The organism is Aquimarina algiphila (assembly GCF_007489275.1).
Classification (GTDB): Bacteria; Bacteroidota; Bacteroidia; order Flavobacteriales; family Flavobacteriaceae; genus Aquimarina; species Aquimarina algiphila.
This window is the reverse complement of the sequence record NZ_VLNR01000011.1, coordinates 22,759-40,437: the sequence shown is the minus strand read 5'-3', so window position 1 is coordinate 40,437 and position 17,679 is coordinate 22,759. Positions and strand designations below refer to the sequence as shown.

Here is a 17,679-nt window from a genome sequence, read left to right as displayed (position 1 = left end):
TTAATAGTTGGAAGCTGGAACTTTTTCCAAGCCTAAATAGAGTTAGTAATTGATGTATATCCAACCAGTGAATGGAGCTACTTCTGCTGTACCTGTTTCAATAATATAATAATATGAACCTGCAGGAAGTCTTCCGTTTCCAAATGATGAACTAACTTTGGCTTCCCCGTTCCAATCGTTTTGATAATCTACTGCTTCAAAAATTCGATTTCCAGACCTATTAAAAAGTTGAATTTTATGACTTGGGAAATTTTCTAATCCCTCGATGACCCAAGTATCATTTATTCCATCACCATTAGGTGAAAACCCATTGTTAAAAGTTAAGGTAGTTGCTGGTGGGGCCAAGGTATTGATGCTAAAAATTACTGAGTCTGTAGTCCCTATGCCAGAATTTCCAGCTATATCTGTAAACCCTGTGTTATCAATAGTAATGATATTGGTGTCATCTTGAATATCTTGAGTTGGAGTGAAAATTGCGGTAAAAGTAATGTCACCATCAAAAGAGCTTACATCAGTAAGAACTCCATTTTGTATTGTTAAGTCTGTATTATCAAAGCCTGTTACTGCCTCAGAAAAAGTAATGGTTACAGTAGCAGTCTCACCTGTCATTAATTGATTGTTATCAATTTCTACTGTTACTGTAGGTTGTATTAGATCAATACTAAAGTTAAGAGAATCTGTTGTTCCTGTTCCGGTATTACCAGCACTATCAGTTACTCCGGTATTATCGAGAACAATGATGTTAGTATCATCTTCAATATCGCTTGTGGGGGTATAGGTTGCTGTAAATGTAATATTTCCATCAGAAGAGGTTACTGTAGTAAGTGTTCCATTAGGTGCAGCTAAATCTGTATTGTCGAACCCTGTCACAGCCTCAGAAAAGGTGATGGTAATTATAGCGGTTTCGCCTATGGTTAGTGCGGTATCACTTATGACGATACTAGCTGCTGGAGGTAAAGCATTTTTGTTTACAGTATCCATAGTTTCCAGACCTTCATTTCCTGCAGGGTCTGTGAGTGTAACTAATAGAGTAACTGTACCATCGCTTAATCCGCTTAGATCTATACCGGTGATTTGATCAGTGGTTGTAACAATAGTCCCAGATCCAGTAATTGTTTCTATTCCACCCGACGTACTAAAAGTATAGTCGTAAGTAGTGCCTACTTCTGCCGAGGCAAATGTATAGCTCACTGCATTGGTATTTCCAAAATTGATAGGATTTTGGTCGATTGCTACAGTATATCCTGTTGGTGCTTGGGTATCTTTGGTTTCTGTATCAGTAGCTGCGCTACCAGTATTACCACTTACATCAGTTAGTGTTACGCTTAATGTTATTGTTCCATCTGCTAAGCTGCTTAGGTTAATTCCTGATATTGTTGCTGTTGCACTTGCTACGGTTCCTGAACCTGTTACTGTTCCTGCTCCCCCAGAACTACTAAAGGTATAGTTATATGTTGCTCCTACTTCTGCAGAAGAAAATGTATAACTCACTGCATTGGTGTTTCCAGCATTGATTGGACTTTGATCAATTGCTACACTATATCCAGATGGTGGTTGGGCTTCTTTGGTTTCTGTATCGGTTGCAGCACTACCAGTATTTCCATTTACATCGGTTAGTGTTACGCTTAATGTTATTGTTCCGTCTGCTAAGCCGCTTAGGTTAATTCCTGATATTGTTGCTGTTGCACTTGCCACAGTTCCTGAACCTGTTACTGTTCCTGCTCCCCCAGAACTACTAAAGGTATAGTTGTATGTTGCCCCTACTTCTGCCGAGGAAAATGTATAACTCACTGCATTGGTATTTCCGGCATTGATTGGACTTTGATCGATTGCTACACTATATCCCGTTGGAGCTACGGTTTCTTTAGTTTCTGTATCAGTTGCAGCACTACCAGTATTTCCATTTACATCGGTTAGTGTTACACTTAATGTTATTGTTCCGTCTGCTAAGCCGCTTAGGTTAATTCCTGATATTGTTGCTGTTGCACTTGCCACAGTTCCTGAACCTGTTACTGTTCCTGCTCCCCCAGAACTGCTAAAGGTGTAGTTGTATGTTGCGCCTACTTCTGCAGCAGAAAATGTATAACTCACTGCATTGGTATTTCCAGAATTGATTGGACTTTGATCAATTACTACGGTATATCCCGTTGGAGCTACAGTTTCTTTGGTTTCTGTGTCAGTTGCAGCACTACCAGTATTTCCATTTACATCGGTTAGTGTTACACTTAGTGTTATTGTTCCGTCTGCTAAACCACTTAGGTTAATTCCTGATATTGTTGCTGTTGCACTTGCTACAGTTCCTGATCCTGTTACTGTTCCTGCTCCCCCAGAACTACTAAAGGTATAGTTGTATGTTGCCCCTACTTCTGCAGCAGAGAAAGTGTAACTCACTGCATTGGTGTTTCCGGCATTGATTGGACTTTGATTAATAGATACCGAATATCCTGTTGGAGCTACAGTTTCTTTAGTTTCTGTGTCAGTTGCAGCACTACCAGTATTTCCATTTACATCGGTTAGTGTTACACTTAGCGTTATTGTTCCGTCTGTTAAGCCGCTTAGGTTAATTCCTGATATTGTTGCTGCTGCACTTGCCACAGTTCCTGAACCTGTTACTGTTCCTGCTCCCCCAGAACTACTAAAGGTATAGTTGTATGTTGCGCCTACTTCTGCAGCAGAGAATGTATAACTCACTGCATTGGTATTTCCAGAATTGATAGGACTTTGGTCAATTACTACAGTATATCCTGTTGGTGCTTGAGTGTCTTTAGTTTCTGTGTCAGTTGCAGCACTACCGGTATTACCATTTACATCGGTTAGTGTTACACTTAGTGTTATTGTTCCGTCTGCTAAGCCGCTTAGGTTAATTCCTGATATTGTTGCTGTTGCACTCGCCACAGTTCCTGATCCCGTTACTGTTCCTGCTCCCCCAGAACTACTAAAGGTGTAGTTGTATGTTGCCCCTACTTCTGCAGCAGAGAAAGTGTAACTCACTGCATTGGTGTTTCCGGCATTGATTGGACTTTGATTAATAGATACCGAATATCCTGTTGGTGCAACTCCATCAAAAGAAATCTCTGTGGCGTCTGCTGCAGCTACGGTAGCAGGATCATTAGTGTCAAATGTTGTGAAGTTAGTTCCACTTATAGTTCCTTGCAAGCTTATCGTTGCTGGGCTTGCTACGGGAGTTTCTACGATAACGTCAAATGTTATGGTTACTGATGATCCATCTGTAATAGTGCCTATGTTTATTGCGGTAGAAGTATCTCCTGCTGTATTTCCTGTAGTCACAGTGCCTTGCGTGGTGGTGACAGACCCAACTACCAATGTAGTTAACGCATCTGTAGAAATCGTATAGTTGACTCCAGTTGCATCTGCATCACTATTTGTAATAGTTGTGGTATATCTTAGTGTCTCTCCTGGATTTACTAATCCATTAGATATGTTATCAATTAGTAAAGCATCTGTGAGGGTAGCTGTAAGATTTGGGGTAGGAGTAGGTGAAGAAGCTTCGCCATAAATAGCTTTTCCTACACTACCATTAGATTCATCTTGATAGATATAGATATGTTTCCCATTATCAAGTTGGACAACTTCCATAGCTTGAATGTCGCTATTGCCGCTATGTATAGTTGCTTGAGCACTTAATGTAATATCTGTTCCTATAACTTCACCTTCCTTAGCATATGTTGGATCAGTACCGCTTGTAGGAGTATACATAGCTATAAATTTATCAGAAGAGGAAGGAGCTAATCGTACTCCTCCCACGGTTGTGACTAATTGCTGGCGTGTTCCATATCCTGTTATTGTTGTCCCACTAACGGATCCTACCTGTACATAACCATTTCCATCATCGTCGTCGTCATAAGAAACTACAAACTTATTGGATGAAATAGCTACTACATCAACTTGTCTACAATTACTTTCGAAAATGTTTGCACTACCTAAAATAATGGTTGATCCACTGACTGACCCTATAACGGCTCCTCCTTCAGAACCAGCAGTAGTTGCCTGATAAACAACTACAAAAGTGCTAGGAGACAATACATCCAGACCGGTCCAGATCGTTGCGTCTGTTAAAAAAGTTGCTGCTGTTCCAAAGGATAGCGTTGCTCCACTTACTGTAATTATTTTTGCTTTTCCGCGATTACTATCCTCGACATCTCGATAGACTACTATATGACTGCTTGAAGATAAAGCCTCCATCTCTATTGCATCAACATCTCCGGGTGCAAAATCAAATGAGCTACCAAAAGAAATAGTATTACCAGATACCGTGCCTATTCTCATTTCTCCTACGTCAGCAACTCCGCGTTCATCTTCAAAAGCAACGATAAATTGTGTGGCACTTATAGCAGAAATAGCAGTATGTGTAGCGCCTACGGTACTAGCAAATTGTGTTCTGTTCCCAAAGCTGATCGCATTTCCAGAAAGTGTTCCTACAATGGCTTCTCCAGGCGTGCCAGAAGCAGAGGACCTATACGCTATTACAAATTGAGTGTTGCTTAGTGCTACTGCAGAGGGTTCTAGAAAAAAATCTGTTCCTGTAAATGTAGTTGCTGTACCTGGAGTACTAGGAGTTGTCGGTACATAGTAACTTAGCTCGTTTATTTTTTTTGTGATGGTATACGCATCTATTGGATCAGCTCCAAAATCTAATGTTGAGAAAAAATCAGAAACAAAAGCTGTAGTGTGATTCGTCTCTTTTATAGATAACGTATTTTTTTTACTATGTGCATAAGCTATAACTACATTAAAGAAGCTAAAGGATATGAAGCATAAAAGTATTATTCTTTTCATTAGGTAAAGGTTTTAATGACGATATGTATAGACTATGTTATTAGTTTGTGTTGGATAAATTTCATAGTGTTATAACATTGTTTTAATTCTAAATACATAAATATGGATTTACCCATCCAGAATCTATCTCTTCCTGAAGAAGAGTTGTTGTTACATTGCTGTTCATTTTTTTTCCAATAGCGATGACGGTATTATAAATTCCTGAGCTATCTGTTCTTGTTTTTACAATATCAATATCTGGTGTTAAGAACCCTCTTTTGGAACAGAAGTTTTTGACACCCCTAGGCCCTTCAATATTTGTGTTTTGTAATTTTTCCTTTACAATATCCCAATGTCGTTTTTTTAGAGGATGTAATAATTCTCTAAACATAAGTCCCGCTTCATACCCTTGTAGTGCATAAAGATTAGGAGATTGACCAGAGTTTTGTTTGAATTTTTTTACGAATTGTTTATTTATTTTATATTCTATATCCGGGTTCCATAACATGGCTCCATATAGATTTAATCCTAAATGTTTTACATCATCTAACATATCGGGATACAACATGTTTTCAGCAACAAGTAGTGGGATATCTTTTGTCCATGATTTTGATTTCCATAGGTTCAGAAATTCGTTGCCTTGAGGGCCAACAAAGAGTGCGTGTACGTATGCTGGTGCTTCTTTTCTTATCTTTTCTAAGATATCTTCAATATTAAGATATCTTCAATATTAAGATGATGAGGATTGTTGTTGTCATAAGGAATAACAGCTTGTAAAATAGTGTTACCTCCAGCATCCCGAACACCTGCTTGAAAAGAGGTGTGTAGTTGGTATCCCGAATTGTATATAGGTGTAATTATAAATCCAGGTGCTTTATATTCTTTTTGAGCCCAATAGCCTAATGCATATTGACTTTGATATAATTGGTGAGAGTTAAAAAATATGTTCGGGCTATGATAGTCAAAAGTAGGCAACATTTCTCCCATGTCAAAAAAGAAACCTATAGCGTTTTTTCTGCTATCAATAAGTGGAATTAGGTCGGGAAGAGATCGATAGCTAATCATTCCTGAAATGATATCAACATTACTAAAGTTGAGTAGTTTCTTGGTAGCCTCTACTACAGAAGGTATTCCTCCCGAACCTGCAAATTCAGGTATTAATTCTATATCTGCTCTTCTTCCTGGTTTTTGATCAAGACCAAGATAGAACCCTGTAGCAAGATGAGGAAAGAAATTGGGATAAATGCTAGAGTATGGAGTTAGAAAACCAATTTTGATAGGATTCATAATTTTTTAAGATAAAAAGTATGTTGTTTGATTATTTTTTCAAACAACACACTAGGTGATATGCAATACAAGTTCTTATCTGAAATGGAATAGACCTTGCTTTTCATACGAATGCTTAACTTCTAGAAGGAAAAAGGCCTTGAATACAAATACAAGGATTCAATGTTAGATATGGCATTCTGTTTTCGTGATATTGACTTCCTCCCGTATTTAGAGTCGTTGCATTTCCGGTAATTGCACCTATAGCACCTGCTATGGGTATATCTGGAGTTGTTGAATTATATCCCGAAATTTCAGCTAAATTACTAGCATCATAAGGAGCGGCTATTGATACGCCACTAGTAGGAGTATGTGTATCTGCCTGACCACTATTTACACTCATTTGTACAGCAATATTCAGATCAGAAGTATCGATAATATGATTATGTGATGGTATTTGTAATATATTTAAGGTTACTACTTCTTGACCACCTTTTGATCCTAATCGATAATCAGATAAGCCAGGCCCATTGCCAAAACCAATAGGCGCTCGCCCTCTTAAATCAGGTAAGGCAAAAGTTGTTCTGCCATCCCCGCCATAAGTTGTTCCTATAAGTGAAAATAATGCGGTGTTGCTGGATATGGGGAGTAGTGCACCAGCACAAAAAGCCCAAGCTCTAGGCGCAAAATTGCACGCCCAATACACGATCTGAGAAAGGTAAAATTCCATAATTTTAATTGTTTTAATTAATAATTCATTAGAATATGATACGATTGTATTCTTTTAACTTCGGTTTATTGTTCTATAAAACGTGACAAAAGTTAACAAAGAATAAATTTGAGGTATCATGTATGTCTTGACAGATGTGTTGGTAATAAGTAATATTAAAACTTCAATTTAGATCTCTGGGGTAAGTTGATTTTCTAATGGTACTTCTGTAAGTAAACTTAATGATGAAATACGCTAAGAAATATTTCATCATATTTCATTATATAAATGAATTGCTTATTATCATTAGAAATAACAAGATCTGATTTATTAAATTTAAGTAATATTTGTTTAAAACCCGAAATCTCAGAGTTTTTTTGCAACTATATTTTTTGAAGAGGAAAATTTGATAAAATATATTACATGATAATGTTAGTTTTTTACTTCAAATACATGCAAGTTCTTTCGTAATCAATAATAGCTTTACCCCTTTTTAGAATATCTGCTCCGATAATACCGTCTACCGGTTCTGCATGATGTGCTATAAGTGCAGCATTGACATGGTTAAGATCAAAGAGAACAAGAGATACTCTTTTTTTGGACCAACTTCCTATTTGTATTGAGTTTTTTTGAGAAAGTTGAGTGAGCATGTCTGTAGCTCCAGCTCCAGCTGCTCTTACATCGCTGTCTTGAGCAAAAAGATTAAATTTCTCGACAGCTTCAAATCCAACACAAGAATTAGAGGCTCCTGTATCTACTATGAAATTTCCTTCAATACCATTTAGGATCGCTTTAACTTCAAAATGATTTGTTTTTGTAAAAACAAGTTTGATTCGTTGATATGCTTTTTGCGTTAAAAATTTTCGGAGTGTACTCATGTTTTGTTTTGAAGAAACTTGCCGTAAAAATAGTATAATTAATAGAAATAAGGTTAACTCTGGAAATGGCTGGTTTAGAACTTATGTAGATTCTTGTACTATAGATAATAGAGATATTATTTTAGGCTTAAAATAAATGCTAAAGCTGTGAAGTGATTTTATTTAGATTAAAGTTTTGCCAGTTTGAGATAAGGTTTTCTGGTTTTTGTTTCTTTACTAGGTGTTGTGTTTTTATTGAAATATCATAAAGTTTGTTAATTATATGGTGTTTTGGGACTGGTAACGTGCTGAAGTGTAATTTTTATTGAGAAAATGCTACTAAACTTTTAGAATAATTTAAAGAGCACATGTCATGAGAATGCATAATAAAATACAAGCTATAGAAAAAGAGCAAATACAATTTTTACATTTCCCGCATGAAGAAGTATTAAAGGGTAAAAGAGAAAAACAAGATCGACGTTATAAATTGAAAAGAGCAATGAGTCTAGGTAATCTAGAACACCAAAAAGTAAAAATCATTTTTGCAGATGACCAAGGTTCTAAAGCAGTAGAAACTACCGTATGGGGAATAACTGAAAAATCGGTTATCCTGAAACAATCTACAGTTATTCCTTTAGAGCGTATTATTAGTGTGAACTAAGAAATATTCGTAGGTTAGATATTAGCAATTAATATTCTAAAAAGAATAATTAATGCGCATAAAATTTAATTATTTTTGCCGCATGATACTAACCGATACCCATACACATATTTATAGCGAAGCCTTTGATGAAGATCAAGATGAAATGATGCAACGAGCCATAAGAAATGGAGTGACTCGTTTCTTTGTGCCCGCTATTGATTCTACATATACCAAAGCAATGTATGCTGTCGAAGAGAAATATCCAGAATATGTTTTTCTAATGACAGGTTTACATCCTACTCATGTAAAAGAGAGTTACAAAGAAGAGCTTGCACATGTTGAGAAAGAACTTGAAAGCCGTTTGAGTAATAAAGAAGGTAAAAAGTTTTATGCAATAGGGGAGATAGGAATAGATTTGTATTGGGATAAAAGCTTTTTAACTGAGCAACAAGAGGCCTTCAGATATCAAATCCAATTAGCAAAAAAGCATAAGTTACCCATCGTTATACATTGCAGAGAAGCATTTGAAGAAGTTTTTGAAGTACTAGAGTTAGAAAAATCGGATGATCTATTTGGGATTTTTCATTGTTTTACAGGAACTTTAGAAGATGCTCGTCGTGCTATTGAGTATAATATGAAATTAGGCATAGGAGGCGTGGTCACTTTTAAAAATGGTAAAATTGATACATTTTTAAATCAGATCTCTTTGGATCATATCGTATTAGAAACTGATGCACCATATTTGGCGCCTACTCCTTATAGAGGTAAACGAAATGAGAGTTCCTATATAATTAATGTCCTCGAAAAACTCCAGAGTATATATGAGAAGCCTGTCATAGAAATAGCAGAGATTACTACCAAAAATTCTAAAGATGTATTTGGAGTTTAGATAAATTTAAATATCATCAAAAATTTTGTTCATTTGCTATATGAATACGTCACCGAATATATTACTTATTTATACCGGAGGAACTATCGGAATGATAAAGGACTTCGAGACAGGGGCTTTAATTGCTTTTGATTTTGATGAATTGTTGTTAAACATCCCTGAGCTTAAGCAATTGGATTGTAATATAGATACCGTTAGTTTTTCTACTCCTATTGACTCATCTGATATGAATGTTGATAGATGGAAAGAACTTGGAGATGTCATTAATGAGAATTATGAAAACTATGATGGATTTGTAGTGCTTCATGGTAGTGATACCATGTCGTACACAGCTTCTGCTATTAGTTTTATGTTTGAAAACCTTACAAAACCAATTATTTTCACAGGTTCTCAATTGCCTATTGGAGATTTAAGAACAGATGCTAAAGAGAACCTGATCACAGCGGTTCAGATTTCTGCATTACAGAAAAAAGGAAAACCTGTGATAACAGAAGTAGGACTTTATTTCGAATATAAATTACTTAGAGCTAATAGAACTACAAAGATAAATGCAGAGCATTTTGAAGCTTTTCAATCTATGAACTATCCCGCGTTGGTAGAATCTGGTGTTCATCTTAAAGTCAATACTACTTTTTTAAGAACGGTAAACAGACGAAAAAAAATGGTGTATCACACTCATTTTGATAATGATATTCTAATTCTAAAAATGTTTCCAGGAATTAATGAACGAATTCTTGAAGATATTTTTTCTTCAGAAACCATAAAAGGGATAATTATAGAGACGTATGGAGCAGGAAATACAACTACAAAAAAGTGGTTTATACATCTTATTTCTGAAACAATTAAAAGAGGTGTTCCGATAGTTAATGTTACTCAATGTGCAGGAGGAAGTGTTGAAATGGGGAAATATGATACCAGTGTTGCGCTTAAAAAAGCCGGAGTAATATCAGGAAAAGACATTACTACAGAGGCTGCAGTAGCAAAATTAATGTATTTGTTAGGAGAAAAATTACCACTTAAAGTGCTCAAAACCATTTATGAAACTTCGCTACGAGGTGAAATGTCTGAAAATTAACGCCTCAAATTTTAGTAGTTAACATTTTTTTTGTTATTTGCCGATCCCTAATTTTAGGGGAAACCAGAGAGAGGTGGCCGAGTGGTCGAAGGCGCACGCCTGGAAAGTGTGTATACGTCAAAAGCGTATCGAGGGTTCGAATCCCTTCCTCTCTGCAATATATTTAATTTTTTGATAGATTTTATATTATTTTTATATCTTTAACCCTTTAACTAATTAAAATTAAGAATAAGCGCAATGAAAAGATTATTTTCTATTCTGGCAATCGCAGCAGTTATGACTTTTGGAAACTTACAAGCTTCTACTGCACCAGCCCAGTTATTAACGGCAAATGTGCAATTATTAATTGCTCCTCTTACTACGACAACAATTCAAGAAGCACCTGAATCTGCTGATGCTGAAGAATTATCCTTCCATCAAGAGCTTAAAAAGCGTTTTATAGAAGGTGGACCAGGATTTATGGGTATCGTACTTCTATGTTTGATCTTAGGTCTTGCGATAGCAATTGAAAGAATTATCTTTTTAAATCTTTCTACAACGAATACTAAGAAATTACAACAAAATGTAGAAGATGCATTACATAGTGGTGGTGTTGAAGCAGCAAAAGAAGTTTGTAGAAATACAAAAGGACCTGTTGCATCGATTTACTATCAAGGTCTTGATAGAGCAGACGAAAGTATTGATGCGGCAGAGAAAGCAGTTGTTGCTTATGGTGGTGTTCAAATGGGACAATTAGAGAAAAACGTATCTTGGGTATCATTATTTATCGCTCTTGCTCCGATGCTTGGGTTTATGGGAACGGTAATTGGTATGATCCAAGCCTTTGATAAGATTGAAGCAGCTGGTGATATGCAGCCTTCTCTTGTAGCAGGTGGTATTAAAGTAGCACTTCTTACAACAGTATTTGGTCTTATTGTGGCAATTATTCTTCAGATATTTTATAACTACATCGTAGCTAAGATTGATAGAATAGTAAATGATATGGAAGATGCTTCGATTACTTTAATCGATATGCTAGTAGCTTACAAAAACAAGAAATAATAAGATAATAGAAATAGGAGTGTAAAACTTCTATGTATAAGGATTGATTTTATACATCTATTTATATATTATTATTGTTTAACGGAATACTAATGATATGTATTCTAAATTTAAAAAAACAGACACATGAAAATTTCTAAAATATTATCATATGTTGTGCTAGGAGTAGGAGTCTTAGGGATAATCCTTTGGTATCTTATGAGTAGTTCAATAGGCACCTTAATGGACGAAAATGGTGTTTCTGAAGCTAGAGAACTTCCTTTAGAAATAGCAGCACCTTCGGTAACTCCATTATATATGCTTACTTTGGTGGTTTTTGTTATCACTATTATAGCTACTTTAATTGCTGTGTTTTCGACTATGGCCAAAAATCCATCAAGTCTTAAAAATACTGCAATAGGAATTGTCGCTTTTGTTGTCATTGCAATAATTGGTTTTGTATTGGCTGATGGCGTTGAAACCCCGCTAAAAGATGGAGAAATACTTTCTGCAAGTGGATCTAAGTGGGTAGGAACCGGATTGTATACATTTTATTTCTTGGCTGCGATTGCAGTTGGATTAATGTTTCTTTCGGGTGTTAAAAAATTAATAGGTAAATAATTATGGCAAGAAGAGCAGCACCAGAGGTAAATGCAGGATCTATGGCAGATATTGCATTCTTACTTCTTATATTCTTCCTGGTTACTACAACTATCGAAACTGATAGTGGTATTAGCCGTAAACTTCCGCCTCCACAAGAGGATAATGTGGAGCCACCAATTCTAAAGGAAAAAAATATTTTTGTTGTAGAATTGAATAAGAATAATGACTTATTGGTTGAGGAAGCTCCTATGGAGTTGAAGGATCTTAGAGAAGCAGCAATTGCATTTTTGGATAATGGTGGAGGAAAAGGAGCCGATGGATGTACATTCTGTCAAGGAGCTAAAAATCCATCATCGTCAGATAATCCAACAAAAGCAGTAATTTCATTGCGTAATAATAGAGAAACTAACTATGCCACATATATTGCAGTTCAAAATGAATTGGTAGCGGCATATACAACGTTACGTAATAGAGAAGCTCAACGTCTTTTTGGTAAATCTTTTGTTCAAATGGAAAAAGATGTAAAAGATGTTAATTATACTGGAAGTAAAGAAACGTTAAAGGAAGATATCAAGAAGATACAATTTATGTTTCCTGAAAAACTTTCAGAAGCAGAACCAAAAAAATAATATAACGTAAAACAAAATTCTTATGTCTAAGTTTAAAAAGAAAAGCGGCGGTGAATTACCTGCAATTTCTACGGCTTCGTTACCAGATATTGTATTTATGTTATTATTTTTCTTTATGGTTGCAACGGTAATGCGTCAAAATACATTGATGATAGAAAATAGATTACCTGTTGCAGATCAAATTGAAAAATTAGATAAAAAAGATTTGGTAATGTATATTTATGCTGGAAAGCCTAGTTCGAGATATGCTGCAAGTGCAGGTACTCAGGCAAGAATTCAGCTTAATGATAAATTTGCTGAAGTAGCTGATATAAAAGCATTTATTTTGGCAGAAAGAGCATCAAAAAGAGAGGAATTAGTTCCCTTTTTAACAACAGCTTTAAAAGTTGACGGTGAGACCAATATGGGACTTGTTGGAGATATCAAAAGCGAATTAAGAGATGTTCAGGCACTTAAGATTAACTACACTACCAGAACTGGTGAAGCAACGGATAATCTAAGGTAAAAGCGCTATAGAAAATATTCTAATTAGATAAAAAAATCCTGCCTTTTGGCGGGATTTTTTAGTTTATAAGCTTTTCTTAATATTTGTCCTTTAAAAATATATAAATCCATATTTCTTTTTTTAGTCTTACTAAAATGTTGGCATGACAATTGATCCAAATTTTGTGATAACTGTGATTTAATTTTTATAAAAATCGATATCTAACCTTCCAAAAGCGATATTGAATATTTAGATAAAAGAGTTGCAGCTCGATTACATTTTTCTTCTACATACTTCTTGTCGCTTATAATCACCGTTTGCTGATTTTGTAAGTAATTATTAATTAAATATTTTTTATTATGGCAAGAAGATTAGCACCTAGTGTTAATGCGGGATCTATGGCAGATATCGCATTTTTATTACTCATCTTTTTTTTGGTTTCTACCACTATAGAAACAGATTATGGAATAATGAGAAAATTACCTCCTTTGATCGAAGATTCTCCAGAAGTTGTATTCAAAAAAAAGAATCTTTTTCAAGTTGAATTAAATCAACTTAATCAACTATCAGTAGAAGGTAATTTGATGGAAATTCAAGACCTTAAGAAGGCAGCGATTGCATTTTTGGATAATGGAGGTGGGTCAGGTGACCTAGCATGTGACTATTGTAAAGGGGATAAGGATATAGAATCTTCTGATCACCCAAGTAAAGCAATTATATCTCTTATTAATAGCCGTGAAACTAATTATGAGACTTATATAGCGGTACAAAATGAATTAGTATCCGCCTATACAGAATTACGTAATCGAGAAGCAGAGCGATTGTATGGTGTTTCATTTATAGAGATGGAAGAAAATTTAAAAGATGGACGTTATGTTGGGAATAAGGAAGAATTAAGGGATCGGGTTAAAAAGATTCAATCGATGTTTCCAGAGAAACTTTCTGAAGCAGAACCAAGAAATCAGTAATAACCTAATTTTTATAGTTATGTCTAAATTTAAAAATAAGAAAAACACTCAATTACCAGAAATTTCAACAGCTTCATTACCAGATATCGTTTTTATGCTACTCTTTTTCTTTATGGTAGCAACGGTAATGCGCAATGACACTTTAATGATACAAAATATGTTACCCTACGCAGATCAAGTTGAAAAATTGGATACTAAGCTCATTATGAATATTTATGCAGGGAAGCCTAATTCAAGATATAGAGATATGGGGTCTGAGGCAAGAATTCAGCTTAATGACAAGTTTGCCGACATAAAGGATATAAAAGCTTTTATCTTGGCTGAAAGAGCTCTTAAAAGACCAGGAGAGGTTCCTTTTCTTATCACCTCCTTAAAAGTGGATAAAGAAACAAAGATGGGACTCGTTGGGGATATAAAAAAGGAATTAAGAGAAGTGCAGGCGCTTAAGATTAATTATACTACCAATAGAGGAGAAGCTAAAGATAATTTTAATCGATAAAACAAGAAGTGTATTCAATTTAAAATAAAACCCTGTCTTTGGGCAGGGTTTTTTATAATTTAGATCTTGTTTTTATCAAGTTTGTCTAATTTTTAAAGAAATAGATTTATTTTAGTAAACTCTATGAAAAGATTACTTGTATTTGTCATTTGTTTCTCGTGTATGTTTGTTTCTTTAGGACAAGAAACAGAACAGGATACTGATCAAGAAATAGAAATAGACTCCTTATATCGAGAAGATCAGTTTTACGTAGGAGTAACTTATAATTTACTGTTAAATAAGCCCAGAGGTATTAGTCAGTCAGGTTTTTCAGGAGGTCTTCATTTGGGATTTATCAGAGATATGCCAATAAATAAAAGACGAAATATTGCAATTGGCTTGGGTTTAGGGTATTCGTTAAATGTTTATAATCAAGATTTATTTATAGGAGAAGAAGAGGAAACAGAGCGAGGTGTTTTTAGTAGTCTGGACGATATCGATTTTAGTACCAATAGATTTACAACACATTTAGTTGAAGCTCCTTTAGAGTTTAGGTGGCGTACTTCAACGCCAGAAACGCACAAGTTTTATAGAATTTATACGGGCATTAGAATGGGATATTTGTATTCTTTTCAATCAAGGTTTAAGGGAGCTATTGGAGAGGTAAAGCAAACAAAAGTTGAAGAGTTAAACCGATGGAGAATTGGAGCTACTTTTACTTTTGGATGGAATACTTTCAATTTTCACTTCTATTACAGTATAAACACATTGTTTAATGATGATGCGGTAGTTAATGGAGAATCTGTTGGGTTCAATACGGCTAAAATAGGTTTGATGTTTTATATTTTATAACCAGAAGTTGGCTAAAGTGAGCTGAGGGATTACACCAATCAAAAACCCTAGAATGAGTTCTAGATTGCTGTGTGCTTTGCAGTGTAACCTTGATGTAGCAACCAGTCCATTAGAAATCATTAAAGCAGCAATGAGTAGTGTTAAGTTAACTCCAAAATGAATACTTAATGTAATCGTAAACATAGTAATTCCACTTATTCCGATCATGTGTAAACTTGCTTTAATGTTGAACAGTACCATAAAAACAGCACTTAAAGACGAAAACAAAATTCCCAAAAAGAAAAAATACAGTTCTGGATAGTGGTAAATATCAATGATCATTTTGATTACTACAATCAATAAAATAGATTGCAGTAATAATGGTATTTTACGTTGTTTTACATTTTCAAGATGTATAGAGCTAATAGTGCCTAGGCTTTTTAATAAAAAGTATAATACAATTGGTATTAAGATCGTAAGAACGACTAAACCAAAGACTTTGGCTCGAATAATCTCATCTGGAAAAAACCTTGGAGCTGTTTTAAAATAAATTATTGCGCCTACTAGAGGCATCAATAATGGGTGTAAAATGTATGAAACGCTTCTTAGAAAAAAGTTCATTAAATTTTCTTTCTTAGCCTGGCAACGGGAATGTCTAATTGCTCCCTGTATTTAGCTACAGTTCTTCTGGCTATAGGATATCCCTTTTCCTTAAGTATCTTGGCAAGTTTTTCATCCGTTAATGGTTTTTTCTTGTCTTCGTCGCCTATAGTTATTTCCAGTATTTTTTTAATTTCTCTGGTAGAGACTTCTTCTCCTTGATCATTGGTCATTGATTCAGAAAAGAATTCTTTGATAAGTTTTGTTCCATATGGGGTATCAACATATTTGCTGTTTGCCACTCTAGAAACGGTACTTACGTCCATATCGATCTCATCTGCGATGTCTTTTAAGATCATCGGCTTAAGATTTCGTTCGTCTCCACTAAGGAAATAACTTTTTTGATAGTGCATTATTGCACTCATGGTAATAAAAAGTGTTTGTTGCCTCTGTTTTACAGCCTCAATAAACCATTTTGCAGCATCTAATTTTTGTTTGATAAATAGTACTGCGTCTTTTTGTGATTTTGATTTTTCTTTACTCGCTTTGTAGCCTTGAAGCATGTTGTTGTACTCTCTTGAGACATGTAATTCTGGAGCATTACGACCATTTAAAGTAAGTTCTAATTCTCCTTCTACAATTCTAATAGTAAAATCAGGGACTACGTGTTCAATTAGGCGATTATTGCCTGCATATGCTCCTCCTGGCTTGGGATTGAGATGTTCAATTTCTTCAATTGCATCTTTTAAATCATCTTCGGTGATATCAAATTTCACCAAAAGTTTATCATAATGTTTCTTGCTAAAATGATCAAATGCCTTTTTAAGTATATTCGACGCAAGTTTTATAGGTATAGTTGTTTCTTTTCTGTCCAACTGAAGCCAAAGGCATTCTTGTAAATTACGAGCACCAACTCCTGCAGGGTCTAATTGATGTACAATTTGTAAGATGCTTTCTATTTTTTCCTCAGTTGTATATACATTTTGTGTAAACGCAAGATCATCCAGGATATCAGATAAAGATCTTCTGATATAACCACTTTCGTCTATGCTACCTACCAGAAATTCTGCTATTTCTCTTTCTTCATTATCAAATCTATAGGTGTTTAATTGATTAATAAGATGTTGGTGAAAAGATGTTCCAGAAGCATAGGGTACACTTTTTTCTTCATCATCTGTGCTATAGTTGTTGGTACTTAGTCTATAGCTTGGAATTTCATCATCACTAAGGTATTCATCTACATTGATCTCTGCTTCAATTTTTTCGGTACCATAGTCATCATCTCCCGTACTTTCATTGCTAAATGTGTCTTCATATTCATCTGCTTTTTCTTTACTATCATCCAGAGCGGGGTTTTCTTCCATTTCCTGCTTCAAACGTTGTTCGAATGCTTGAGTAGGAAGTTGAATTAACTTCATCAACTGAATTTGTTGTGGAGAAAGTTTCTGAGATAATTTAAAATTTAGTTGTTGTTTTAGCATAAAAAATATCAATATTCTTATACTTACAAAAATAAACAAGTATACTGTTTTTATTGAAGTACAAGATGGTTAGTTCGTTTAAAAAGCTATTGACACCCTTTGCCTTCTGAGTTTACTTAAGTAAAAAATCTTAATTTTCTTTTCCAGTAAATTCAAACAACAAAAGGTATAAGCAAGAGCGTCAGAAAATTAGGTTCAGTAGCTATTTGCACTATGGTCTTATAGGAATTAATTTTCTGGCTTTCCTGTTTGTTTTTTTGCTTTCATCAATAAACGCGCCAAAAGTAATTATAATATGTATAAAGGTAGTTTTTTGTATTTACAAATCCTTATAAAATAGAATAGGATTGTGCTAAAAATATTTAGATAG

17 protein-coding genes and 1 tRNA gene are annotated in these 17,679 nt (G+C 34.9%); 11 read left to right on the top strand and 7 right to left on the bottom strand.

What is annotated here, in order from left to right; genetic code table 11:
* Window positions 1-42: 42 nt before the first annotated feature.
* From FOF46_RS07015 to FOF46_RS06995, 5 genes are all read right to left on the bottom strand, one after another.
* On the bottom strand, window positions 43-4,797 hold the full coding sequence (locus tag FOF46_RS07015) for an Ig-like domain-containing protein (protein ID WP_143915957.1): 4,755 nt from the start codon (window positions 4,795-4,797) through the stop codon (window positions 43-45).
* A gap of 88 nt (window positions 4,798-4,885) precedes the next feature.
* A complete protein-coding gene (locus tag FOF46_RS07010; protein WP_244299586.1) occupies window positions 4,886-5,467 on the bottom strand; it encodes an ABC transporter substrate-binding protein in 582 nt (193 codons plus the stop codon).
* A gap of 5 nt (window positions 5,468-5,472) precedes the next feature.
* Window positions 5,473-6,063 carry an ABC transporter substrate-binding protein gene (locus FOF46_RS07005; protein ID WP_143915955.1) on the bottom strand — a complete coding sequence of 197 codons (591 nt, stop codon included), beginning with the start codon at window positions 6,061-6,063 and terminating at the stop codon, window positions 5,473-5,475.
* Window positions 6,064-6,178: 115 nt separating this feature from the next.
* The gene (locus FOF46_RS07000) at window positions 6,179-6,772 is read right to left on the bottom strand and encodes a phage tail protein (RefSeq protein ID WP_109435709.1); all 594 of its coding nucleotides are present in this window, start codon (window positions 6,770-6,772) and stop codon (window positions 6,179-6,181) included.
* Window positions 6,773-7,191: 419 nt separating this feature from the next.
* Window positions 7,192-7,629, bottom strand: a complete 438-nt coding sequence (locus FOF46_RS06995; protein ID WP_109435708.1) for a retropepsin-like aspartic protease — start codon at window positions 7,627-7,629, stop codon at window positions 7,192-7,194.
* Window positions 7,630-7,981: 352 nt separating this feature from the next.
* On the opposite strand from FOF46_RS06995, the gene FOF46_RS06990 reads away from it, so the two are divergent.
* The 11 genes from FOF46_RS06990 (at window position 7,982) to FOF46_RS06940 (ending at window position 15,249) form a co-directional block, all read left to right on the top strand.
* Entirely contained in the window at window positions 7,982-8,269 is a 288-nt protein-coding gene (locus FOF46_RS06990) for a hypothetical protein (RefSeq protein WP_167571765.1), read from the top strand.
* Window positions 8,270-8,351: 82 nt separating this feature from the next.
* Window positions 8,352-9,140, top strand: a complete 789-nt coding sequence (locus FOF46_RS06985) for a TatD family hydrolase (protein ID WP_143915954.1) — start codon at window positions 8,352-8,354, stop codon at window positions 9,138-9,140.
* 40 nt (window positions 9,141-9,180) lie between these two features.
* Entirely contained in the window at window positions 9,181-10,215 is a 1,035-nt protein-coding gene (locus FOF46_RS06980; protein WP_143915953.1) for an asparaginase, read from the top strand.
* A 67-nt stretch (window positions 10,216-10,282) separates the two neighbouring features.
* Window positions 10,283-10,370: transfer RNA gene (locus FOF46_RS06975), tRNA-Ser, on the top strand.
* Window positions 10,371-10,452: 82 nt separating this feature from the next.
* Window positions 10,453-11,256, top strand: a complete 804-nt coding sequence (locus FOF46_RS06970) for a MotA/TolQ/ExbB proton channel family protein (protein ID WP_109435705.1) — start codon at window positions 10,453-10,455, stop codon at window positions 11,254-11,256.
* Window positions 11,257-11,382: 126 nt separating this feature from the next.
* Window positions 11,383-11,856, top strand: coding sequence for a hypothetical protein (locus FOF46_RS06965; protein WP_109435704.1), 474 nt, complete (start codon window positions 11,383-11,385; stop codon window positions 11,854-11,856).
* A gap of 2 nt (window positions 11,857-11,858) precedes the next feature.
* Window positions 11,859-12,467 (top strand): ExbD/TolR family protein, encoded by a 609-nt coding sequence (locus FOF46_RS06960; RefSeq protein WP_109435703.1) that lies wholly within the window; start codon window positions 11,859-11,861, stop codon window positions 12,465-12,467.
* 22 nt (window positions 12,468-12,489) lie between these two features.
* A complete protein-coding gene (locus FOF46_RS06955; RefSeq protein WP_109435702.1) occupies window positions 12,490-12,972 on the top strand; it encodes an ExbD/TolR family protein in 483 nt (160 codons plus the stop codon).
* 338 nt (window positions 12,973-13,310) lie between these two features.
* A complete protein-coding gene (locus tag FOF46_RS06950) occupies window positions 13,311-13,919 on the top strand; it encodes an ExbD/TolR family protein (RefSeq protein WP_143915952.1) in 609 nt (202 codons plus the stop codon).
* A 19-nt stretch (window positions 13,920-13,938) separates the two neighbouring features.
* Complete coding sequence (locus tag FOF46_RS06945; protein WP_143915951.1) at window positions 13,939-14,418, top strand: ExbD/TolR family protein; 480 nt, start codon at window positions 13,939-13,941, stop codon at window positions 14,416-14,418.
* Between the two features lie 123 nt (window positions 14,419-14,541).
* Window positions 14,542-15,249: a porin family protein gene (locus FOF46_RS06940; RefSeq protein ID WP_109435699.1), complete on the top strand. Its 708-nt coding sequence runs from the start codon at window positions 14,542-14,544 to the stop codon at window positions 15,247-15,249.
* Here the strand turns inward: FOF46_RS06940 and FOF46_RS06935 are convergent.
* Both FOF46_RS06935 and rpoN read right to left on the bottom strand, forming a co-directional pair.
* Entirely contained in the window at window positions 15,244-15,849 is a 606-nt protein-coding gene (locus FOF46_RS06935; RefSeq protein ID WP_109435698.1) for a hypothetical protein, read from the bottom strand. The two genes, FOF46_RS06940 and FOF46_RS06935, sit on opposite strands and share 6 nt — an antisense overlap.
* Window positions 15,849-17,309, bottom strand: a complete 1,461-nt coding sequence (gene rpoN, locus FOF46_RS06930; protein WP_143915950.1) for an RNA polymerase factor sigma-54 — start codon at window positions 17,307-17,309, stop codon at window positions 15,849-15,851. Before rpoN ends, FOF46_RS06935 begins: the two co-directional genes overlap by 1 nt.
* Window positions 17,310-17,679 lie beyond the last annotated feature (370 nt).

Coding starts and splice junctions, on each gene's coding strand:
- FOF46_RS06945 (WP_143915951.1), top strand. CDS start 13,939: ATGTCTAAATTTAAAAATAAGAAAAACACTCAATTACCAGAAATTTCA.
- FOF46_RS06960 (WP_109435703.1), top strand. CDS start 11,859: ATGGCAAGAAGAGCAGCACCAGAGGTAAATGCAGGATCTATGGCAGAT.
- FOF46_RS06935 (WP_109435698.1), bottom strand. CDS start 15,849: ATGAACTTTTTTCTAAGAAGCGTTTCATACATTTTACACCCATTATTG.
- FOF46_RS07000 (WP_109435709.1), bottom strand. CDS start 6,772: ATGGAATTTTACCTTTCTCAGATCGTGTATTGGGCGTGCAATTTTGCG.
- FOF46_RS06980 (WP_143915953.1), top strand. CDS start 9,181: ATGAATACGTCACCGAATATATTACTTATTTATACCGGAGGAACTATC.
- FOF46_RS06995 (WP_109435708.1), bottom strand. CDS start 7,629: ATGAGTACACTCCGAAAATTTTTAACGCAAAAAGCATATCAACGAATC.
- FOF46_RS06965 (WP_109435704.1), top strand. CDS start 11,383: ATGAAAATTTCTAAAATATTATCATATGTTGTGCTAGGAGTAGGAGTC.
- rpoN (WP_143915950.1), bottom strand. CDS start 17,309: ATGCTAAAACAACAACTAAATTTTAAATTATCTCAGAAACTTTCTCCA.
- FOF46_RS06950 (WP_143915952.1), top strand. CDS start 13,311: ATGGCAAGAAGATTAGCACCTAGTGTTAATGCGGGATCTATGGCAGAT.
- FOF46_RS06955 (WP_109435702.1), top strand. CDS start 12,490: ATGTCTAAGTTTAAAAAGAAAAGCGGCGGTGAATTACCTGCAATTTCT.
- FOF46_RS06940 (WP_109435699.1), top strand. CDS start 14,542: ATGAAAAGATTACTTGTATTTGTCATTTGTTTCTCGTGTATGTTTGTT.
- FOF46_RS06970 (WP_109435705.1), top strand. CDS start 10,453: ATGAAAAGATTATTTTCTATTCTGGCAATCGCAGCAGTTATGACTTTT.
- FOF46_RS07005 (WP_143915955.1), bottom strand. CDS start 6,063: ATGAATCCTATCAAAATTGGTTTTCTAACTCCATACTCTAGCATTTAT.
- FOF46_RS06990 (WP_167571765.1), top strand. CDS start 7,982: ATGAGAATGCATAATAAAATACAAGCTATAGAAAAAGAGCAAATACAA.
- FOF46_RS07015 (WP_143915957.1), bottom strand. CDS start 4,797: ATGAAAAGAATAATACTTTTATGCTTCATATCCTTTAGCTTCTTTAAT.
- FOF46_RS06985 (WP_143915954.1), top strand. CDS start 8,352: ATGATACTAACCGATACCCATACACATATTTATAGCGAAGCCTTTGAT.